Genomic DNA, 21,119 nt, shown 5'->3' with positions numbered 1-21,119 from the left:
TCAGAGTTTGGAGGAATAAGCATGGAAAACGCAAAAAAAGCCCTAGCAACAACAGGAATTGTTAGCTAAGGGCAAAAATTCTTTAGAAAAATATCTACTTCAATTTTAGCACAAAAAAAGCACAAAAAACAAAAAAATATATATGAATGGGAGAAATTAAAATGACAAACGAAATGAAAATCAAAAACGCAAAAGATATAGCTGAGGAATTGAATGTGGTAGATGGGTTTATAGATACATTGGTATTTATTTTAGATGAGAATCACGAGGACCTGGTGAAAACCACTATGCAAAAAGAAAATGCCCCTATGTGGCTTGCACATGAATTTAATAGAACAAGTGATCACATGGCAAATATTCATCATATGTTAAGAAAAAATATAATTAAAGCAGAGAAATTAAGAGAACAGCTTATTGATACATTAGTTAAGCCGAGTTCGACTAATTAATTAGAATACTGATACTTGTTAATGAAAAACAGTGAAGTATATCTGATAAATAGTAAGCACAATCTCATTAAGGGTATGTGCTACTAAACGACCTAATGCGGTGTATCGCCCCCTCAGGTCAAACAAATATGTAAAGGGGGTAACGAATTGCTACCTCCTTCATAACCGAGAAAAAAATCTTTAAAAATTAATAGAGGTGATTAAAAGTGGCACAAAGAAGGATGTTTAGTAAAAAAATAACAAAAAGCGCTCGTTTTCTAAGGATGCCCTCAAGCACACAAAACTTATATTTTCATTTAGGTTTAGAAGCAGATGATGATGGTGTTGTAGAAGCTTTTACGGTACTAAGAATAACTGGTGCTACAGAAGATGATTTAAGAGTTCTAGCTGCTAAAGATTTTATAGTTGTACTTAATGAGGATCTAGTTTCTTTCATTACTGATTGGACTGAACACAATAAGATAAGAGCAGATAGAAAAGTTGATACTATTTATAAAGATTTACTTATACAAATGCTACCAGACATAGAAATTAAGGTTAGAAAGCAACGTTCAGATGTAAAAAACATCGAGGACAACCAATGGACAACCAAAGGACAACCAAAGGACGGCATAGGTAAGGTTAGGTTAGGTAAGGATAGGTTAGGTAAGGATAGGTTAGATGAGGTTAGTCTAAATCAGAATTCAGAAAACAATGAATTAAAAGAATCATCCAAAACAAACAACAACGACAACAAACCTAATCCTTTATCATTCTATGAAAATAATGGTTTTGGAACTTTATCACCTATTGTACGAGACAAGATAGAAGCTATCTCAAAAGATTTCATACAAGAAGGATCATCAGAACAAGAAGCAGATGAATTGATTATTAAAGCATTAGAACTATCTGCTATCAATAATGTAAGAAAATGGTCTTATGCTGAAAAAGTACTCATTAATTGGAATAACAAAGGACATAAGACCGTAAAAGATGTGGATGCAGCAGAAAAGAACTATCAGAGTAGAAAAGGAAATAACTCTTATAACCAACTGAATAAAACTACTCCAGAAGAAGACGAGGAAACAAAAGAGTTTGTAAGAAGAAGTAAAGAACGATTAGCAAAAGAAGTAGCGAAATACAAACCAGAAGATTTTGATGATTTCTTTTAGGAGGATTCAACCATGACAAATTATATAAAAAAAATTCAAAAAGATATTTTTAATGGAGAACCTATAAGAGATTTATATCTCTTAACAGAAGAAGTCTGTAACAATACGGACGTTCATGCAGGAAGCTATAAAAAGTTTTTAAATCTCGAAACAAAGGAACTGACCTGTCCATGTTGTGTAGGAGCAGAAAAGAATGAAGATATGACAGAATTACTATCAGAAAAGGCACATCATTTTAATGCTGATGAAAAAAGAGCTTTCTTTAAGAGATATTCTATATACGGAAGTAAGGCATTTGTTGATAAAGGGTTTAAAGACTATCAGACACCTACACAAAGAGAACGAGATGTAAAAGCAAGCGTTTCAACTCTTACGAGACAAATTTCAGAAGGAGAAATAAAAAATTCTTTCTTCTCCGGTAACCCTGGTACAGGGAAAAGTATGTTAGCACATGCTTCAGCAAGTAATATCAGTACTAAATCAGAACAATATTCAAGACAGCTATCTTGTATGTTTGTAGATTTTACAACCTTACTAGAATTAATTATTGAATCGTATAACAATAAAGCAACTGACAAGAAAACAGATGCCTACTATCTCAAACTAATGAAAGAGGTAGATGTTCTATACATAGATGATATTGGTACAGATATAGGCAAAATGGACACCTCACGAGGTGCAAGCGACCATACAGTTAAAACCCTATTCAAGGTCATAAACGCTAGAGACGGTATAAAAAGCACCATTCTCACTTCTAATTTATCCTATGATGACTTTAAAAAAGCGTATGATCCTAGAATTTCATCCAGGCTATCACAAAACCTATCTGTTATAGACTTTGATGGTATAACGGATAAGAGACCTAATTTCTTTTAAATAGGGTAGCTAAGTATGTATGGCGAAATAAATATCAAAGATTTTCTTCTTTGATAGATATTAACAGAATTGAAAATCATTTGAATGAGATGTAATTTCACTTTTAAAAGATAGAGGGTGTAAGGGTGGCGGTTGTAGAAAAAAGACCAATAGATAAGGGGCAAATCATTCATTACTTTAACTTATCTAAGTGTATTAAAGATACAAAATTAAGGAAAGAACTAGCAGGAGTACATTTTTATGATCAGAATTTTTATACTCGTATAGGAGAACGTTTTGATGAAACGCAAACCATTGCTTTTAGAGTTGAAACAGAAGTAGTTAATCATGTTGAATACCTTTATACATTAGATAGAAGGGTAGAGGAATTAGAATTCAAACAGAAGCATTTTAACCGCTTTTGGGGAACTCTTACTGACACTATGAAGGAATACTACTCTTTACGTTTTGATAGCACAAAGGGTAAACCAGAGGATAAAGACCAGTTGTTGGATGATTTTATAATAAGCGAAATTTTAGAGATTGAAGAAGCAGCTGGATACAATATTTATAAAAAAGAGGTAACAGATCAGTTACTTAATTTTCCAGAAAAAATAAGGAGATCATTATTAAATAAAAAAAGGAAAAATTGATAAAGATAGAATTAAAAATAAAAGCGCCCTCTCCCCGGCAAAGAAGAAAGTGGCACTTAACAAAACAAACTCATTCTCCTACTTTGGACGGTAAGGAGTGAGGTAGCATAACAAACCTAAGATAGGCAATAAGAGAATCTACACCAATAGATGATGTGTTACAGGTTTACAGTTGAGTAAGAATCTTTAAAGAAATATAGATAATAATTGGAGGCAAAGATGAAAAAATATACACGAAGCTACTTGAGATCATTGTTAAAAGAATATCCTTCATTTGATAGAACAATAGCGAAGAGAAAAGAAACTTTCTTCTATCCAGATGTGAGAAAACAGGATGAAAATGTAGGTGGTGGCAAAGGTTCATTCATAAGTAACCCTGTGGAGACAGTAGGAATAAAGATTGTGGATGATAAAGAAATTCTTATGTATGAACGACATAAGGAAGCTATCGAGGAATCTATCAATCAATTACAACCAACTATGCAAACGATTATAAAGAAACGTTACTTCGAGAATCTAAATCAGAATGCGGTAGTAAAAGAGTTAGGAGTGACTATAGCCTTCATAAGAATTAGTGAAGAGCAATGCTTAAAAACATTATGTAGAAGTTTAGGGCTTATGGAATAGAACCATAAGAGGGGTGCTGCATTAGATTGTTATTGCAGGAAGTAAAATATTATTTAGAAATAAAAGAACTAAAGGTGGAATAGTATGGAACGAAAAATTGAGGAAAACACACGAATAGCTTTCATTATGCAGGGGCAGTTTATAGAACATAAGCACAGTGGAAAAAACGAAGATATATATATACTTGATCTAGGAAAAGCAGGACATTTATACGTTAGTGTTTATAAAGAGGATGTTAAGAAAATCATTCTGAATGAACCCTATGAATTAAGACTAAAGCTATATGGGAAGTATAGAGAAAATGGTGCAGGGCGTACCTATTTAAATAACATGATTAAAGTTTATGACTTAAAAAAAATAAAAGAAAAAAAGGGAGAAAACTAACATGTGAATCCCTACCTCTAAACTAGACACCTAAAAAAACAGGTTCATACTGCCCATAGAAGATGGTCTCGATAAGCAATCGGGGTCATCTTCTTTAATTTTTTTGGTAGCGGCGATGATTGTAAAATTCAATATATTCTTCTACGGCATACCACAGGTCCTGAAGTGTCTCTTGTTTTTCAGATAGGACGATATCCTTCATATGACCAAAAAAGGATTCCATAGGAGCGTTATCCCAGCAGTTGCCCCTCCGGGACATGGACTGCGTCAAGCCCATTTCTTCAACCTTTTTCTGAAAGGTTGGGTGTGTATAATGGACACCTTGGTCCGAGTGAAAGTATCGTTCTGTTTCTAGAATATCTTGTTGGATCACTTTGGGCAGTTTTTCCAACGTCTGATATACCAACCCCATTTTCAAGCTTGTAGAAAAGTGATGGGCAACGATTTCTCCCGTTGCACCGTCTTTGACAGCGGAAAGATAGGCTGTTTGACCGTTCCCGTATGGAAGATAGGTGATATCTGTCAGGAGCACTTTATATGGAGTTCCGCAGTCAAAATGCCGATTCACCAAGTTTTTCTTGGTTTTGTGCTCCTGCGTAGCTTTCATGATTTTTCGGTAAGGTTTTGCTTTTCTGATTGGAGAAATAATGCCGTTCATGCGTAGAATCCTCCGGATTTTCTTGTGATTCATTACCAGGTTATACTCATTTTCCAGAGTCATTTTAATCTCTTCGATTCCGCATTTTTTCTTATCAAGAAATACGTGATAAAGTAGTTTGTAGTCAGCCCAATCGTTTTCGTACTTCTCCATGCGATTTACTTCAGTTTTTAGCCAATAGTAATATCCACTCCGACTGACTTCGGCAATTTCGCAAAGATGTTTCACCATGTTTTTGAGTTGATACTCACGAATGATGTGATTGATCAGTGTATACCGCTCATTGGTCTTTAGGACGGCCTTTGTCCCGTTTTTCACGCTCCTTTCGTGAAGCTCTAATTTTTTTACTAGTGTGAGGTTTCCTTCAAGATAGGCGATGCGAGCGTTAGCTTTTGCTAATTTATCTTCCAGGGATACCCCTTGGCTCCCGATTGGCCCCGGCCCCTTACCACGCGTCTCTTGAAGAAAGCCATCCTGACCTTGCTTCGCCATGCTTTTCTTCCAACGTCCCAACGACTGATGAGCCTTTCCCTCCCCGATTAGCGATGCTGGAAGCCCCGCCTCTTCAAAAATGACCGTTGAGGTCATGCCCGTTTTACTTTGTTCTATGGCTTTGATTTTGAATGCTGATGAGTAGGTAATACTTTTAGAAGAAACACTTTTTATATTTAGATTTCTCTCCAGTATTTCAATTTCTTGTTCCGTATATATTTTTTTGCTCATGTGGTGACCTCCGATTCCAAACTGTTCCATTAGAGTATAACGAAAAAACAGATAAAAAATAACCCGAAAACGAGAACACTCTTTTTTTGAGTGTCTAGTTTTCGGGTAGGGATTCAATGACTAAACAATACTTTGAGAAAGAACTAACACTAAAAGGACAAAAGAACTCTTATAAATTTGCTGAAGAAGTAGAAAAGGTAGTAGCAGAAGTCAAGCAATTACAGGAGAAGAAAGCAGAAGCCTTGCAACAAATTCCACTCATTAAAAAGGAAATGCAGAACCTTGTCACAGATGTAGATATTTTAACCAATGAAACAGAACGTAAAAAACTATTGAAGAATAAGCGAGAACTACAAGAACAACTGGACGAGTTGGAACTCTTTGCACCAATGAATATTGAAGCGTACAAGGTTAAGAAGCTGAATAAGTTATATGAGTTAGGAGAGCAAGCAAGTAGCGAGTACAGGGCATATGATGGCATGGTAATGCGAATAGTAGAGGAAGCAGAACAGGAACTAGAGGATAAGAAACAAGAACTCTTTCATGCTAGAAATAATTTACATCCTTTCATTAAGTACTACAGTTTACAATCAGATATGCGAAACAAAGAGAACGCTAAGCGAGAACAAGCTGAGCGAGTAGAAGCAGAACAAAACAAAACGAAAAAAACTTTAGAGTTTGATAAGCATGGTAACCAAGTGGGAGGACTATTTACTTGGCAGTAAGGGGATAGCCCCCATATTTATTTTGAAACGTGAAAGCTCTGGGACCGGTGGGGGGAGCTTAGAAGAACGCACAAGTCATTTTTACAAGCCCCCTACCCCTAAATAAGTAGAATGCAAAAAAGGTTTGATACATGACAATAGTTACAGATATTTAGATTGATTTATCCTTATAAAAGAATATTAACGAGGAAATACAACGATTAACTCGATTATTGGAAAAGTTATCTAAAGGTAACTAGAGGGGTTCGGAAACGCTCCAAGCATAAGATTACAATTATATATTTTTAAAAAAAGTGACATCATTAAGCAGCTAGCTGATTTGATTGATAAAACAGGGGTAGAAGAAGATGACGGTTTCGAAGACCTCTTAAATAAACGTAATTCTAATTGATGTTCATAAAACAATCTTATTTCAGATATTAATAAATATTTAAGGAGTGATAAAACTGATAGTAGAAAATAAAAAAGAATACAGAAATGTATCCTCGATACAAACAACATTAGAACCAAATAAAGATTTTTTAGTTGAAGGATATGCAACCACTTTTGAACCGTATGAACTATATGAAATAGATGGCGTGAAATTTTATGAAAAGATTGAGCGTAACTCTTTTAATGGCGCTGATATGTCTGATATTATCATGCAGTACGATCACACAGGGCGAGTTGTAGCTCGAAAATCAAATGATACCTTATCTGTTGTACCTAATGATTATGGTTTACTTATAAAAGCCGACTTAAGTAAAAGTAGTGCTGGTAGGGAACTTCATGAAGATATAAAAAGTGGATTAGTTACTAAAATGTCTTGGGCATTTACAGTTGCCGAAGAAGAGTATGACAAAGAAAAACGTACACGAATCATTAAGCGCATAAAAAAGGTATATGATGTATCGGCAGTTAGTATACCAGCTAACGATCAAACTTCTATAAATGCTAAATCTTCCAGAAAAGAAGATAAAAATAAAAGCATTACCGAAAGAAAAAGACAAAGGCTAAAATTAAAAATGATGCTCATGGAAATGGATGATATTTAAATTAAAAGGTGGTGAGACAAATGGCTAAAGAATTAATAGAAGTTAGATTGAACAATCAACATACAAAAGATAATCAAGTTGATGAAGATGTTTATATGGGATCCTTGTTAGCAAAGTTTGAATATGGTAAAAAAGAAACACGCCAAGATAAAAAAGAACGTATTAGAAATAAAATTGATAAGATTACTATTCAATAGAAGATATAAAAAAAGTAGAATGGTATGAGAAGAGAAAAGAAAAAGTATTAAGTTTGATGAATAACACGAAGTAGCCCTTAACCGTAATTGGTTAGGGGCTTTTTATTTATATGGAAGGTGTAGAAGGGCGTAAATAAGCGTTTTAAGATACTTAAAGTGTCGCATGAGTTAAACCTTGATAAAGCCATTTGTTCAACGACAGCCTACCTTATAATCAACCTCACATCACTTTAAGTAGGTGTTCTAATAGGCTTTAACCCATTTATGGCGTTAAGTAATGTAACTTGACAGAAGAGATGGCAAAACATATAGTTAAGTTAAGAGAAATAAACAAAAAGGGGCTTTTAAAATGGAAGTAACCATAAAAAGCGATTATATTTTCACCAATATAGAGGATTTAATAAAGCATTTATTTAGTTTAGAAAGAAGTCTTTCTCCTATTAAATTACAAAAAGGATTATACTTTCTTTTTGCTTATTACGGAGCAACTTATGGATCAATAAAAAAAGATTTAGATGATAATAACAAAATTGAACAAGCAGAAGTCTACCCTAAATATTTGTTTAAGGAGGATTTTGAGGCATGGAAGTATGGTCCTGTGGTCTCTAGTGTTTACGCAGAAAATAAGTTTAATCAATATGAGGCTAAAGAGTATACTCCTAAAGATAATAAAGAAAAAGAAGTCCTCTCTTATATCAATGAAATTTTTAAACAACTAAATGAAATAAGTGATTTTGGACTTGTAGAGAGAAGTCATCTTGATGAAGCATGGAGAGAACCGTATTCAAGATACGAATCAGACAATAAAGAATCACAAATTATGGATAAAGATTTAATTATCGAAGAGTATAGAAAAGAATATTTGTAATATGAATTTCTCATTTGATAAAGATTCGTTTCTTAAACCAACTAAACGAGATATAAAGCCTATTCTCAAGCCTTTAGAAAATAGATTTAAAACAAATAATTTTGAAAAACCAAAAGATAGATTTTTTGAATGGTACGCAGAAGAGTCAAGAGGTTCTATTTGTGACGAAGATTTAAAATTTACTAATTTTTTGCCACAAAAAAGTTTAGGTGGAGAAGAAGAAATAAGGTTAGATGAAATAAAAAACGATTTAAACTGTTTAAACCAAAAACCATATTATCTTGTTCATGGTGTAGAAGGAAATAAACGACTTAGAGAAATAATAAGCAGTTATGTAGAAAGTGAAATTGATCCTATGTATACTGATTTTGTGTTTAAGGTAAATTTTACAGATTCATTAGGCGGAACAACTGCATTTAGAGTATTTTATTTATATCAAGTTGATGGTTTAAATAATATTCATAGACATTCAGTTCTTTTTATTGATCCGTACCACTTAGTTATTTCTTCACAACATAAAGGAAAAGATAAACTTACTCAGTTAAATGAAAACTTTGAAAAGAATAAGCGCAACTCAAAAGATATAAAACTTTATTTAGAGAATAAGAGAATGTTTGATTAATGAAGTTACCTTTTTATAAGGTAGCTTTTTTAATACGTAAAACTATATTGTAGAAACGCATTCTAAGGCTGTTCTAGAATGATTCATGTATAGTTATCCGTAACTTACCTTAGAATCAACTTGTATAAACATAGCAAAAAGAGAAGTACCGCTAAAGAATGAATAAAGCCATTCAGGTATTTTTATGCTTATTTCTATAATTAGTGGTAGACTTTTTTGTCCTTAACCTTCAAGAGGGTAGACACGTCTAATCAATAGATGGATCTGTATCCATTAGATGACCTAGCGATTTGCGAGGTCATGCTAAAGGGGGAACGAATCGTTATGTCCTTTTTAACAAGAAGATAAGCTGACGCACTGAATCAGTGCGTTACAGGGTGTCGCGTTTTGCTACCCCTTATCTAACGTCGTGAAACACGACTGCAGGTAATGAGCCGAATTTTCGACCGATTGATTTTTGATATAGAATCTAAAAGGTGTGTCCAATTTTGGACACACCAGGTAAGTCAACTTAATTAATAAAAGACTATAAATAGAGATGTGGGAAAAATTTCCCATATCTTAGAACATTAATTCAAAATCTATTAAATAATAGTGTTTTTTACCATTATTGAGTATTTAGCTAGTTTTTTAAAGAATAGATATGAATTTTGACGAATTAACGGCTTTTTTCTCTTAATTTAAATTAAGATGGTATTTATTAAAATAGTATTTTTGAAGATTGAATAGAAAAGATTGTAATGAATTAATAGAAATGATTATACTATTCTTGTAAAGAGAGGATTATTGGAAATATGGCTACCCTCTGTCCTCAATTTGGGTACGCAGCTTATCTCCTAAGAGAGGGCGGTTAAAAATATGGCTGTCCTATAAACATTTTCTCAAAATTGAGGACATCTATATTATTTATCGTTGCGGAATTTTCCGCAGTGAGTATAAACATCTCTCCAAAATTGGGGAGATCTATTTTTATAGGGTGGTAGTTTACCAGGTCATAAAGTGGGAACGTGTCTTTTCCTCCTAAATGTATTAAAGGTTAATATTCATACCCTCCAAAATGGAAGGTATGAAGGTAAGGGCTAACGTACAGAAACAGTACCGCAGGAAAAACAGATATTTTTTAATGACCTAACGAATCGTTATAACAGGTATACTTTAAAACATAGCTAAATAATAGAAAAACTTCTTACTTTATATGATTTGAGAAATGAGCTAAATAGTAGAGCCTAATTTTCGGCTGTACTATGATAATATGTTTAAATGATATGGATGTGGTTAAGAGAGGTTGCGGAATTTTACGCAGACCTAATTCTTCTATGATGTGGTTAAATTGGATGTAAAAAGTTGTTTGATTATTAACATTTTGAAAATTAGAAAGTAAATAATAGCAGTTTATAAAAACTATCCATTCAACCGAACTAATCTATTTTGCATAGAAGATTTACTCTCAATCCTTGGCGTGGAATATAAAATGAATACGTTATTGAATACGTTTATGATAAATTACTAGATATCTACAGGATATTAGAAACGTATTTCTTCTATATATAGGTGGCTTTATCAACCAATGAAAAGCACTAGAAAACAGTACCCTAAGCCCCATTGTCTCCATCATCGTTTAAAGCTTATACACAGGAATTAATTCTTGTTGTATAAGCTTTTTTTGTTATGAATCTTGACCACCTTCATGACCACCAACCAAAGTAGCTCTTTTGATTGCAGTTCCTCCCTTAGTAAGGCTACTTGCATGGACAAGGGAAGGATAGCCATATCGTTTTCTAATTCGGTCGATAGTAAGCTCCAACTCTTCCTGTACAAGTGTAGATTCAGGAGGTTCGAAAAGATTAAATTGTAAAAGTGATTTTGGAGCAATTTTCCCGCAACTAATTCCAATCGTTTGGACCGGTTCGCCCTGATAGTAGGTTCTAAAGATAGATAAACAAGTCTCTACAATAAGTTTACTATTGGAAGTGGGGTAAACTTTTATTTGATGAGAGAACCCTTTTTGCATTATTTCTTTAGAAAATCCAATGCTGAGATGAATGACATTAGTTTCTAGGTTATGACTACGAAGACGAGCAGCGACTTGATCGGCCATCTCTCTGATTACTACTTCTAACTCGTAAGCATCTACGTATACTCGGTGTAAAACTTGACTCTTACTGAACGCCTTAGAAGAAGGAAGGAATCGTGTAGATAGTCTACTCCTATCGATTCCATGTGAATGGAAGAAAAGTTGTTCACCGATTACTCCGTATCGTTTCCGCAAAGTAGGCAAGTCCGCTTGAGAGAGTGAATAAACAGAAGAAATTCCTAACTCAAATAAACTTTTTTCTAAACGACTTCCTATTCCCCACATTCCTGACAGTTTTGGTATTGTCCAAACTTTTTCGATGACATCTTTGTACCGCCACTCTGCAATATATGGTTCCTTATTTTTTGCTTCATGGTCAAGAGCTAATTTGGTCAAAAGAGGATTTTCTCCAATTCCAATTGTAGCAACTAAACCGAATTGATCATGGATTGCTTTTTGAATTTTTTCAGCAATCTGAAAAGTGCTTCCATATAAACCATGAGAGTAACTAACGTCTAAGAATGATTCATCAATACTATAGATATGTAAATCATCATCGGTTACAAAATTCCGGTACAAATGATTAATCTTTTGATTCATTTCTAAATATTGAGACATATGAGGAGAAACAGCATGGATGTTTGTGGAAGGAGGAATTTCGTATCGCCTGGATCCTGTTTTAATTCCATAATTTTTTTTAACAAGTGGAGAAGCAGCTAAAATAAGACCGCCTGCATTTTCCTGACGACTAATTACTGCTATATAAGCGTCTAATGGATGAATGTTTCGTTTGACCGCCTCTACAGAAGAAAAAAAGGATTTGATATCAATACAAAGAATATCGCGCGATGGTTCATTTGAATAATCAATATAGAACATAGTCATTCCTCCTTCTCTCCATTATAGGAACATACGTTCTTTTTGTAAATAAGAAAATTCTCTTGCCCTAAAAGGAAACAAGAGAATAAAGATTATTCTATAATGGTAACTTCGTCTTTTAAAGCAAAAGGATCTTTTTCGTTGATGTAATCGTAAAACATTACTCCGTTCAAGTGATCAATTTCATGTTGTAAAACAATTGCAGGATAACCTTTAAAACGTTTTTTATAGGACGTTCCATTTACGTCAAAGTAAGTAACGGTAATTCGGCTGTGACGTACAACAAATCCAGGAATTTCTCGGTCTACGGATAAGCAACCTTCCCCATCTTTTAGACAAGCACTTTCAACAGAATGGCTAATCACTTTAGGATTAATCATGACTTGCTTCAAAGCAGGAGGATCATCTTCATATTCTCCAGGGATTAGTAAAGCAATCATTCGTTTTGAAAGAGCCAACTGAGGAGCAGCCAAACCAACACCGGCACGCAACTCATATTTTTCTGCAAGTTCATCATCTTGACTATTTTCTAAAAATTCCATCATGTCTGCAGCAAGCTTTTGATTCTCTTCCGTTAATGGAAAGCTAATTTCTTCCGCTTTTGTGCGTAATGCGGAGTGACCCTCGCGGACAACATCGTCCATTTTAATCATATCTATCAATTCTCCTTTTCATTTTTATTATGAATACAATGACAACTGTTTTTTTCATTTATTCATAATACTACATTCCTAGATAAAAAGCGAAAAGAAAAGTCGTTGTTATTTATCAAAAAGAACTGTAAAATGGTAAAAAGATTAAAAATCGATGATTGAATGGAAAGAAGGGATCAGATGATGTCATCAATTGAATATATTGAGAGTGTCTATCAAAAATTAGAAAAAAGAGATTCACATCAAAAAGAATTTCTACAAGCAATAAAAGAATTCTTTAATACGATTCAGCCCGCAATAGAGAAAAATCCGGAAATCATCAAGTGGAATCTATTAGAACAAATAGTAGAACCAGAGAGAATTTTTTCTTTTCGTGTTCCTTGGCTAGATGATCAACAAAACGTTCAAGTAAATAAAGGGTTTCGTGTTCAATTTAATTCAGCGATGGGCCCGTATAAAGGTGGACTCCGTTTTCATCCTACAGTCAATGAAAGTATTTTAAAATTCTTAGGTTTTGAGCAGACCTTTAAAAATAGTTTAACTGGATTACCGATTGGTGGTGGGAAAGGTGGAGCAGATTTTGATCCTAAAGGGAAATCAGAAACAGAAATCATGCGTTTTTGCCAATCCTATATGACCGAACTTCAAAAGTATATTGGACCAGCGACAGATATTCCAGCAGGAGATATTGGAGTAGGGAAAAGAGAAATTGGATATCTCTATGGACAATACAAACGTTTGAATGGCGCACACTCAGGAGTTTTAACCGGAAAACCCATTCTATTAAATGGAAGCTTAGCAAGAACGGAAGCAACTGGGTATGGATTGATTTATTACACAGAAGAAATGTTACAAGCAAATGGAAAATCTTTTCAGGGACAGCAGGTTGTTATTTCTGGAAGTGGAAATGTAGCAATCTATGCTGCAATGAAAGCACAGGAGTATGGAGCTACAGTAGTGGCTGTTTCCGATTCCAATGGATACATATATGATTCAAATGGTATTGATCTATTGTTATTGAAAGAAATAAAAGAAGTGAGACGGGGGCGTCTTACAGAATATGCAAAGGAAAAAGAGTTATCAACCTATCAAGAAGGTAGTGTATGGGATTTAGAAACAGCCTATGACATTGCTCTGCCTTGTGCCACACAAAATGAAATTGATCGCTATCAGGCAGCTACGCTAATAAAAAATGGAGTGTATTGTGTAAGTGAGGGAGCAAATATGCCCAGTTCAATAGAAGCAATTGAATTATACCAAGAAAATAATCTTCTTTATGGACCATCTAAAGCTGCAAATGCAGGTGGAGTAGCTACCAGTACATTGGAAATGGCACAAAATGCTCAACACAGCCATTGGAGCTTTGAACAAGTAGATGTAGAACTGAAAAAAATTATGATTAATATTTTCAAGCAAGTAGAAGACACTTGTGTAGAATATGATCTAGGTAGAAATTATTTAGCAGGTGTAAACATCCACTCTTTCTTAACAGTAGCAGAAGCGATGATAAGCCAAGGTGTTGTTTAAAAATAACTTCTATAAATCAATAGAAACACATAAAAACTGTACTATTTAAGAGGATTGAGAACTGCATTGTCAGTTTTCAGTTCTTTTTTTCAGTTTTTTAAATAAAGATAAAACTACAAAATGAATAAACTAGTTTAAATTAGAATTTTCTAATCTGTAAATGTGATTAGAAACACAAACAATCTATTTTTAATAGAATGATTATTATATAATGATCATAGATTAATCAAATAAAAGAAAGGAAGTTATACTTAAAAATAAGTGAAAAAAACTGTTACAGGAATATTTTGTTAAATTTACAAGCTTTTTAAAGATTATTTTGTAACAGTTTGAAAGTTGAAATAGAACAGAGAGTCTGAAAAAGAGATTTTCCGTGAGTTGTCTAAATTTAATGGAGTCTAGAAAGTGACTTTCATTGTTCGTTATTTTATACACAAAGAAGATGATAAAACCGATTTCATCCCTTACACATCAAACAGAAAAATAAAAAGTAAAACCATTCTGTTGCAATTGGTATGGGACCGTGGTACATTTAAATGGTGATATTAAGAAGAATAATACAGCTTGAAAAAACTGTATGAAAATCTTTGACAAAATGAAATCCTAAAAGGAAAAGAGAGGAATGTGTTAGCATGGCTACAAAGAAAACAAAGTTTGATCTTGACGCATTACTGAATCCTTCGAATACAGATTTTCGAATGGTTCAAATTCTGGATGAAAATGGAGTAGTTGTTAACCCAGATTTAATGCCAGATGTAACGGACGAAGAGTTAGTACAATTTATGAGTGATATGGTTTGGTCCCGTATTCTTCACGAACGTTCTACTGCATTGAATCGTCAAGGAAGACTAGGCTTCTACGCTCCAACAGCTGGACAAGAAGCAAGTCAATTAGGAAGTATCGCTGCAATTGAGAAAGAAGATGTACTTCTTCCTGGATATCGTGATGTTCCTCAACTAATCAAACATGGTCTACCACTTACTCAAGCTTTCTTATGGTCACGTGGACATGCAGAAGGAAATAACTACCCTGAAGATTTGAAAGCATTGCCTCCACAAATTATCATCGGAGCACAGTACGTACAAACTGCTGGAGTTGCTTTGGGACTTAAAAAACGTGGAAACAAAAACATTGCAGTTACTTATACAGGTGACGGTGGAACTTCACAAGGAGATTTCTATGAAGGAATTAACTTTGCTGGAGCATACAAAGCACCTGCGGTTTTCATTGTACAAAATAATGGTTGGGCAATTTCAACTCCACGCCACGTACAAACAGCAGCACCTACATTGGCTCAAAAAGCAGTTGCAGCAGGTATCCCAGGAATTCAAGTAGATGGAATGGATATTTTAGCTGTTTATGCAATTACTAAAAAAGCACGTGAGTATGCATTGGCTGGAAATGGTCCTGTACTAATTGAAACAATTTGTTACCGTTTCGGACCACATACCTTATCTGGTGATGATCCAACTAGCTACCGTGATAACGCAGAATTAGAAGGATGGCAAGCAAAAGATCCACTAATCCGTATGCGTAAATATCTAACTGAAAAAGGATTATGGTCTGAAGAAAAAGAAAATGAAGTAATTGAAGCAACAAAAGAAGAGGTTAAAGAAGCAGTTAAGGAAGCTGACAAAGCTCCAAAACAAAAAGTTTCTGATTTCTTGAAAAATATGTTTGAAGAACCAAACCAAACAATCGCAGAACAAATTAAAACTTTCGAAGCAAAGGAGAATAAATAATCATGGCTCAAAAAACAATGATTCAAGCAATCACAGATGCACTTGCACACGAACTTGAAAGTGATCCAAATGTCCTGATTTTTGGTGAGGACGTTGGTAAAAACGGAGGTGTATTCCGAGCTACTCAAGGACTCCAAGAGCGTTTCGGTGAAGACCGTGTATTTGATACTCCTTTAGCAGAATCCGGTATAGGCGGTTTGGCTTTTGGCTTAGCAATGGAAGGATTCCGTCCGGTTCCTGAAATTCAATTCTTTGGCTTCATATTTGAAGTAATGGACTCTGTTGTAGGACAAATGGCTCGTACTCGTTACCGTATGGGTAGCACACGAAATATTCCTGTTGTGATTCGTTCTCCATTTGGTGGAGGAGTTCACACACCAGAATTACACTCTGATAACTTAGAAGGATTGATGGCACAATCACCTGGTATTAAAGTAGTTATCCCATCCAATCCATACGATGCAAAAGGTCTTTTGATCTCTGCTATTCGTGATAATGACCCGGTTATTTATTTAGAACATATGAAACTATACCGTTCTTTCCGTGATGAAGTTCCTGATGAAGCGTACACAGTTCCACTAGGAAAAGCAGCAATCACAAAAGAAGGTACTGATGTTTCTGTAATTACATACGGCGCAATGGTTCGTGAAGCAATTAAAGCTGCAGAGAATCTTGAAAAAGACGGAATTTCTGTAGAAATAGTAGATTTACGTACGGTTTCCCCATTAGACATTGAAACTATTATTGCATCTGTTGAGAAAACAGGTCGCGTAGTTGTTGTTCAAGAAGCACAGCGTCAAGCAGGTGTTGGAGCAATGGTTATGTCTGAAATTTCAGAACGCTCTATCCTTTCTTTGGAGGCTCCTATCGGACGCGTTGCAGCTCCTGATACTGTTTTCCCATTTGGACAAGCAGAAAACTCATGGTTGCCAAATGCTAATGACATTGAAGAGAAAGTAAGAGAAACATACAACTTCTAATTGGAACGATGTATATTTCTATATGTAAATAACAGAGAACGTAAGAACTCGATGAAGGGAAGTTAAAAAATGGCTTTTAAATTTAAATTGCCTGCACTCGGTGAAGGGATCATGGAAGGAGAAATTTCTTCATGGCCCGTAAAAGTTGGCGATACAATCAACGAAGATGATACATTAGTAGAAATTCAAAATGATAAATCTGTTGAAGAAATCCCATCACCAGTATCAGGAACAATTACAAAAATTGTAGCACCAGTCGGTACAGTAGCAACTATTGGCGATGTATTAGTAGAAATTGATTCACCTGGACATAATGATGATGAGGAAGAAGCACCAGTTGCTACTTCTGAAAGTCCAACAACTGCAAGTACAGAAGCTTCTACTGGATCAGTTTTCCAATTCAAGCTACCTGCACTTGGTGAAGGAATTATGGAGGGAGAAATTTCTTCATGGCCTGTAAATGTTGGCGATACAATCAACGAAGATGATACATTAGTAGAAATTCAAAATGATAAATCTGTTGAAGAAATCCCATCACCAGTATCAGGAACCATTACAAAAATCGTAGCACCAGTCGGTACAGTAGCAACAATTGGTGATGTGTTAGTAGAAATCGATGCACCTGGACATAATGGTGCAACATCTTCAGCACCTGCTGATAAACCAGTTGAATCAACTTCTCCAGTTAGCGCACCTGTATCTTCTGGTACAAAAGCAACTGTAGATGCTCCTGTAGATTCAAATAAACGTGTTTTGGCTATGCCATCTGTTCGTAAATACGCACGTGAAAAAGGTGTAGATATCACTCAAGTCACTGGTACTGCTAAAAACGGTAGAGTCTTGAAAGCAGATATCGACAACTTTGATGGACAAGCAGCACCTACACAAGCAACACAAGCAGCGGCTACACAAGAAACTGCAACTGTAGCATCAGATGTACAGCCAGCAGCGAAACCTGCAGTACCTGCACAACCATTTACTTCTAACTTTGGAGAAATGGAAACTAGAGAAAAAATGACAGCTACCCGTAAAGCAATTGCAAAAGCAATGGTAACTAGTAAACATACTGCTCCACATGTAACGTTACATGATGACGTAGAAGTTTCTAAACTATGGGATCACCGTAAGAAATTTAAAGAAGTTGCAGCTGAACGAGATACAAAACTAACTTTCCTACCATATGTAGTAAAAGCATTAGTTGCGACAGCACGCAAATTCCCAGTTATTAATGGTTCTATTGATGATGCTACTAATGAGATTGTTTATAAAAACTACTACAATATTGGAATTGCAACAGATACAGATCACGGTCTCTATGTACCAAACGTAAAAAATGCTGATTCTAAAGGTATGTTTGATATTGCCGATGAAATCAATACGAAAGCTGCCCAAGCAATTGAAGGTAAATTAGCTGCAGCTGATATGAGAAATGGATCGATTACAATCAGTAATATTGGTTCAGTAGGTGGCGGCTGGTTCACACCAGTTATCAACTACCCTGAAGTTGCTATTCTTGGAGTAGGAACCATCAAACAACAACCAGTTGTAAATGATGAAGGCGAACTAGCTGTAGGGCGTATGATGAAACTATCCTTGAGTTTCGATCACCGTATCGTAGATGGAGCAACTGCTCAAAAAGCTATGAACAACATCAAACGTTTGTTAGCTGATCCAGAACTTTTATTGATGGAAGGATGATTTAAAAATGGTAGTAGGTGATTTCGCAATAGATTTAGATACAGTTGTTGTTGGATCCGGACCTGGTGGCTATGTAGCTGCCATCCGGGCTGCACAACTAGGCCAAAAAGTAGCGATTGTTGAACGAGAGTTTATTGGTGGAGTTTGCTTGAACGTAGGATGTATTCCTTCTAAAGCATTGATTTCTGCTGGACATCGTTACCAACAAGCTTTGAATTCTGATACATTTGGTGTTACTGCTGAAAACGTTACGTTAGATTTTGCAAAAACCCAAGATTGGAAAGATAACAAAGTTGTTAAAACATTAACTGGCGGAGTAGAATATCTACTGAAAAAAATAAAGTAGAAATCATCCGTGGAACAGCATTTTTCAATGATGACCATACACTTCGCGTATTCAGTGATGATGCTGCACAAACGTATACATACAAAAATGCGATTGTTGCAACAGGAAGTCGACCAATTGAAATCAAAGGATTCAAATTTGGAAAACGTGTGTTAGATTCCACAGGTGGTCTGAACTTGACTGAAGTTCCTAAGAAATTCGTTATTATTGGTGGCGGTGTAATTGGTACAGAACTAGGTGCAGCATATGCTAATTTAGGTTCTGAAGTTACGATTTTAGAAGGATCACCACAAATTCTACCTTTATATGAAAAAGATATGGTAAAACTTGTAGAAGATAGCTTCAAGAAAAAAGGCGTGAAAGTTGTAACCGATGCAATGGCTAAAGAAGCTGTTGATAATGGAGATAGCGTAACCGTTACTTATGAAGCAAATGGTAAAGAAGAAAAAATCGAAGCAGATTACGTAATGGTTACTGTAGGTCGCCGTCCTAACACAGATGATATGGGTCTGGACGTTGTAGGCGTAGATATGACTGATCGTGGTATTGTTAAGGTTGATAATCAAGGCCGTACAAACGTTGACAATATCTATGCAATTGGTGATATTACACCTGGAGCTGCTTTAGCTCATAAAGCAAGCTATGAAGCAAAAGTTGCTGCTGAAGCAATTGCTGGCCAACCAGTAGCAATTGACTATGTTGGTATGCCTTGGGTTGCCTTTACAGATCCTGAACTTGCTACTGTCGGTTTAACCGAAAAAGAAGCAAAAGAAAAAGGATTGGATGTTAAAGCATCTAAATTCCCACTTTCTGGTAATGGACGTGCGTTGTCTCTGGACCAAACAGAAGGCTTTGTACGCTTAGTTACCACTAAGGAAGATAATGTTATCGTAGGTGCTCAGGTTGCTGGAGTTAATGCAAGTGATGTTATTGCAGAGTTGGGCTTAGCTTTAGAAGCTGGCATGAATGCCGAAGATATTGCTTTGACTATTCACTCTCATCCATCTCTAGCTGAAGCAGTTATGGATACAGCGGAGTTAGCATTAGGTATGCCTATTCATATCTAAACCAGTATAAACTAAAAAATGTCGGTATACTGACAGAGGGGAGGTCATGAAACTTGTTTTCATGGCCTCTTTTTTCTATTCTATAGATAGGGAATGAAATGGGAGAGTGAAGCATGCATAACTACGAATACCCGATTGAACTCACTTGGAGTCATGATGAAATGAAAATGGTAGTTTCTCTTTGGAATGCGGTGGAGTTAGCGTACGAGCAAGGAGTCGAAAAAGAAGTTTTTTTGATAGCCTATCGAAATTTTAAAAAAGTAATTCCTTCTAAAGGAGAAGAAAAAAGATATAGTGCAATCTTTGAAAAGAGATCAGGCTATTCTTTATACCGAGTATTACAAGTAGCAAAAACAACAGAAAAAAAAATTGTTCGAATGGAATATACAAAATAATAAGGAAGAAGGGGAAGAGATGAGCGAATATAAAGAAATGAGTGTATTGGTAAACGAATGGGTAAAAGAAGCAGGCTTCATGTTACGTGAATCCTTGGGGGATGAATCAATAAACGTTTCAGAAAAAACGAATGCTAGCGATTTAGTTACGGATATGGATAAGGGGATTGAGGCCTTCTATGTAAAGAAAATCAGAGAACATTTTCCAGAACATAAAATATTTGGGGAAGAGGGAACTTATGATGAAATCGATAGTCTGGATGGATATATTTGGATTATCGATCCAATTGACGGAACTCTCAATTATGTAAAACAAGAAAGTAATTTTTGTTCGATGATTGCCCTTTTTAAAGATGGTGAAGGGGTCTTAGCGGTTATTGATGATGTTCTTCATGAAGAGTGTTACTCTGGTGTTAAAGGTGAAGGGGTATATTGCAACGATCAGCGATTAGAGAAGGCTTCAGACCATAAAGTAGAAGAAGGGCTCTTGGCGATTAATACTAAAATGGTTATGAATGTTCCGTCGGGTGTAAAAGAATTAATGGATGACGCTTTGGGAATCCGTTTGATAGGTTCAGCTGGTTTAGAAATGATTCAAGTCCTAAAAAATCGCGTATCTGCCTATATAACAACCCCGTTAGCCACGTGGGATATTGCTGCAGGTTACATGTTAGCAAAAGAATTAGGGTTAGAATTTTCAAGACCAGATGGTAGTCCAATTAAATTAATGGAAAAGAACCCCATCGTAATAGCTAATCAAACTGCGCACAAACAAATTGTAGATAAATTCGTCAATTAAAAACAATATTTTT

General features: G+C 35.2%; 20 protein-coding genes and 1 pseudogene. 18 read left to right on the top strand and 3 right to left on the bottom strand.

Going from position 1 to position 21,119, the window contains the following annotated elements:
• Positions 1 to 161 precede the first annotated feature (161 nt).
• From LZ578_RS08235 to LZ578_RS08210, 6 genes are all read left to right on the top strand, one after another.
• Positions 162 to 449, top strand: coding sequence for a hypothetical protein (locus LZ578_RS08235; RefSeq protein ID WP_235144701.1), 288 nt, complete (start codon positions 162 to 164; stop codon positions 447 to 449).
• Positions 450 to 655: 206 nt separating this feature from the next.
• Complete coding sequence (locus LZ578_RS08230) at positions 656 to 1,600, top strand: DnaD domain-containing protein (protein ID WP_235144700.1); 945 nt, start codon at positions 656 to 658, stop codon at positions 1,598 to 1,600.
• A 12-nt stretch (positions 1,601 to 1,612) separates the two neighbouring features.
• Positions 1,613 to 2,476, top strand: a complete 864-nt coding sequence (locus LZ578_RS08225) for an ATP-binding protein (protein ID WP_235144699.1) — start codon at positions 1,613 to 1,615, stop codon at positions 2,474 to 2,476.
• A gap of 125 nt (positions 2,477 to 2,601) precedes the next feature.
• Complete coding sequence (locus tag LZ578_RS08220) at positions 2,602 to 3,108, top strand: hypothetical protein (protein ID WP_235144698.1); 507 nt, start codon at positions 2,602 to 2,604, stop codon at positions 3,106 to 3,108.
• 219 nt (positions 3,109 to 3,327) lie between these two features.
• Positions 3,328 to 3,735, top strand: coding sequence for a hypothetical protein (locus tag LZ578_RS08215; protein ID WP_235144697.1), 408 nt, complete (start codon positions 3,328 to 3,330; stop codon positions 3,733 to 3,735).
• Positions 3,736 to 3,819: 84 nt separating this feature from the next.
• Entirely contained in the window at positions 3,820 to 4,119 is a 300-nt protein-coding gene (locus LZ578_RS08210) for a hypothetical protein (protein WP_235144696.1), read from the top strand.
• A gap of 94 nt (positions 4,120 to 4,213) precedes the next feature.
• On the opposite strand, the gene LZ578_RS08205 is transcribed toward LZ578_RS08210, so the two are convergent.
• A complete protein-coding gene (locus tag LZ578_RS08205) occupies positions 4,214 to 5,500 on the bottom strand; it encodes an IS3 family transposase (RefSeq protein ID WP_235144695.1) in 1,287 nt (428 codons plus the stop codon).
• 116 nt (positions 5,501 to 5,616) lie between these two features.
• Between LZ578_RS08205 and LZ578_RS08200 the strand changes: the two genes are divergently transcribed.
• The 5 genes from LZ578_RS08200 (at position 5,617) to LZ578_RS08180 (ending at position 8,946) form a co-directional block, all read left to right on the top strand.
• Positions 5,617 to 6,225: a hypothetical protein gene (locus tag LZ578_RS08200; protein ID WP_235144694.1), complete on the top strand. Its 609-nt coding sequence runs from the start codon at positions 5,617 to 5,619 to the stop codon at positions 6,223 to 6,225.
• A gap of 437 nt (positions 6,226 to 6,662) precedes the next feature.
• The gene (locus LZ578_RS08195) at positions 6,663 to 7,259 is read left to right on the top strand and encodes an HK97 family phage prohead protease (RefSeq protein WP_235144693.1); all 597 of its coding nucleotides are present in this window, start codon (positions 6,663 to 6,665) and stop codon (positions 7,257 to 7,259) included.
• A 20-nt stretch (positions 7,260 to 7,279) separates the two neighbouring features.
• Positions 7,280 to 7,456, top strand: a complete 177-nt coding sequence (locus LZ578_RS08190) for a hypothetical protein (RefSeq protein WP_235144692.1) — start codon at positions 7,280 to 7,282, stop codon at positions 7,454 to 7,456.
• Between the two features lie 349 nt (positions 7,457 to 7,805).
• A complete protein-coding gene (locus LZ578_RS08185; protein WP_235144691.1) occupies positions 7,806 to 8,324 on the top strand; it encodes a Panacea domain-containing protein in 519 nt (172 codons plus the stop codon).
• 1 nt (position 8,325) lies between these two features.
• Positions 8,326 to 8,946 carry a hypothetical protein gene (locus tag LZ578_RS08180; RefSeq protein WP_235144690.1) on the top strand — a complete coding sequence of 207 codons (621 nt, stop codon included), beginning with the start codon at positions 8,326 to 8,328 and terminating at the stop codon, positions 8,944 to 8,946.
• A 1,666-nt stretch (positions 8,947 to 10,612) separates the two neighbouring features.
• Here the strand turns inward: LZ578_RS08180 and LZ578_RS08175 are convergent.
• Together LZ578_RS08175 and def are read right to left on the bottom strand one after the other, a co-directional pair.
• A complete protein-coding gene (locus LZ578_RS08175) occupies positions 10,613 to 11,899 on the bottom strand; it encodes a Y-family DNA polymerase (protein ID WP_235144689.1) in 1,287 nt (428 codons plus the stop codon).
• 92 nt (positions 11,900 to 11,991) lie between these two features.
• On the bottom strand, positions 11,992 to 12,552 hold the full coding sequence (gene def, locus LZ578_RS08170) for a peptide deformylase (RefSeq protein ID WP_235144688.1): 561 nt from the start codon (positions 12,550 to 12,552) through the stop codon (positions 11,992 to 11,994).
• 180 nt (positions 12,553 to 12,732) lie between these two features.
• Here def and gdhA point away from each other — a divergent pair, with 180 nt between their 5' ends.
• The 7 genes and pseudogenes from gdhA to LZ578_RS08135 all read left to right on the top strand — a co-directional run bounded on the left by gdhA (position 12,733) and on the right by LZ578_RS08135 (position 21,106).
• The gene (gdhA, locus tag LZ578_RS08165) at positions 12,733 to 14,079 is read left to right on the top strand and encodes an NADP-specific glutamate dehydrogenase (protein ID WP_235144687.1); all 1,347 of its coding nucleotides are present in this window, start codon (positions 12,733 to 12,735) and stop codon (positions 14,077 to 14,079) included.
• A 632-nt stretch (positions 14,080 to 14,711) separates the two neighbouring features.
• A complete protein-coding gene (pdhA, locus tag LZ578_RS08160; protein ID WP_235144686.1) occupies positions 14,712 to 15,821 on the top strand; it encodes a pyruvate dehydrogenase (acetyl-transferring) E1 component subunit alpha in 1,110 nt (369 codons plus the stop codon).
• 2 nt (positions 15,822 to 15,823) lie between these two features.
• Positions 15,824 to 16,801, top strand: a complete 978-nt coding sequence (locus LZ578_RS08155) for an alpha-ketoacid dehydrogenase subunit beta (RefSeq protein ID WP_235144685.1) — start codon at positions 15,824 to 15,826, stop codon at positions 16,799 to 16,801.
• Positions 16,802 to 16,870: 69 nt separating this feature from the next.
• Positions 16,871 to 18,499, top strand: a complete 1,629-nt coding sequence (locus tag LZ578_RS08150) for a dihydrolipoyllysine-residue acetyltransferase (RefSeq protein WP_235144684.1) — start codon at positions 16,871 to 16,873, stop codon at positions 18,497 to 18,499.
• 7 nt (positions 18,500 to 18,506) lie between these two features.
• Positions 18,507 to 19,912, top strand: a pseudogene (gene lpdA, locus LZ578_RS08145) (dihydrolipoyl dehydrogenase).
• A 113-nt stretch (positions 19,913 to 20,025) separates the two neighbouring features.
• Entirely contained in the window at positions 20,026 to 20,307 is a 282-nt protein-coding gene (locus tag LZ578_RS08140; protein ID WP_235144683.1) for a UPF0223 family protein, read from the top strand.
• A gap of 19 nt (positions 20,308 to 20,326) precedes the next feature.
• Positions 20,327 to 21,106, top strand: a complete 780-nt coding sequence (locus tag LZ578_RS08135; RefSeq protein WP_235144682.1) for an inositol monophosphatase family protein — start codon at positions 20,327 to 20,329, stop codon at positions 21,104 to 21,106.
• The last annotated feature ends 13 nt before the right edge of the window (positions 21,107 to 21,119 follow it).

The sequence above is a fragment of the Jeotgalibaca sp. MA1X17-3 genome (assembly GCF_021513155.1).
Classification (GTDB): domain Bacteria; phylum Bacillota; class Bacilli; order Lactobacillales; family Aerococcaceae; genus Jeotgalibaca.
This window is presented reverse-complemented; position numbering and strand designations above follow the sequence as displayed.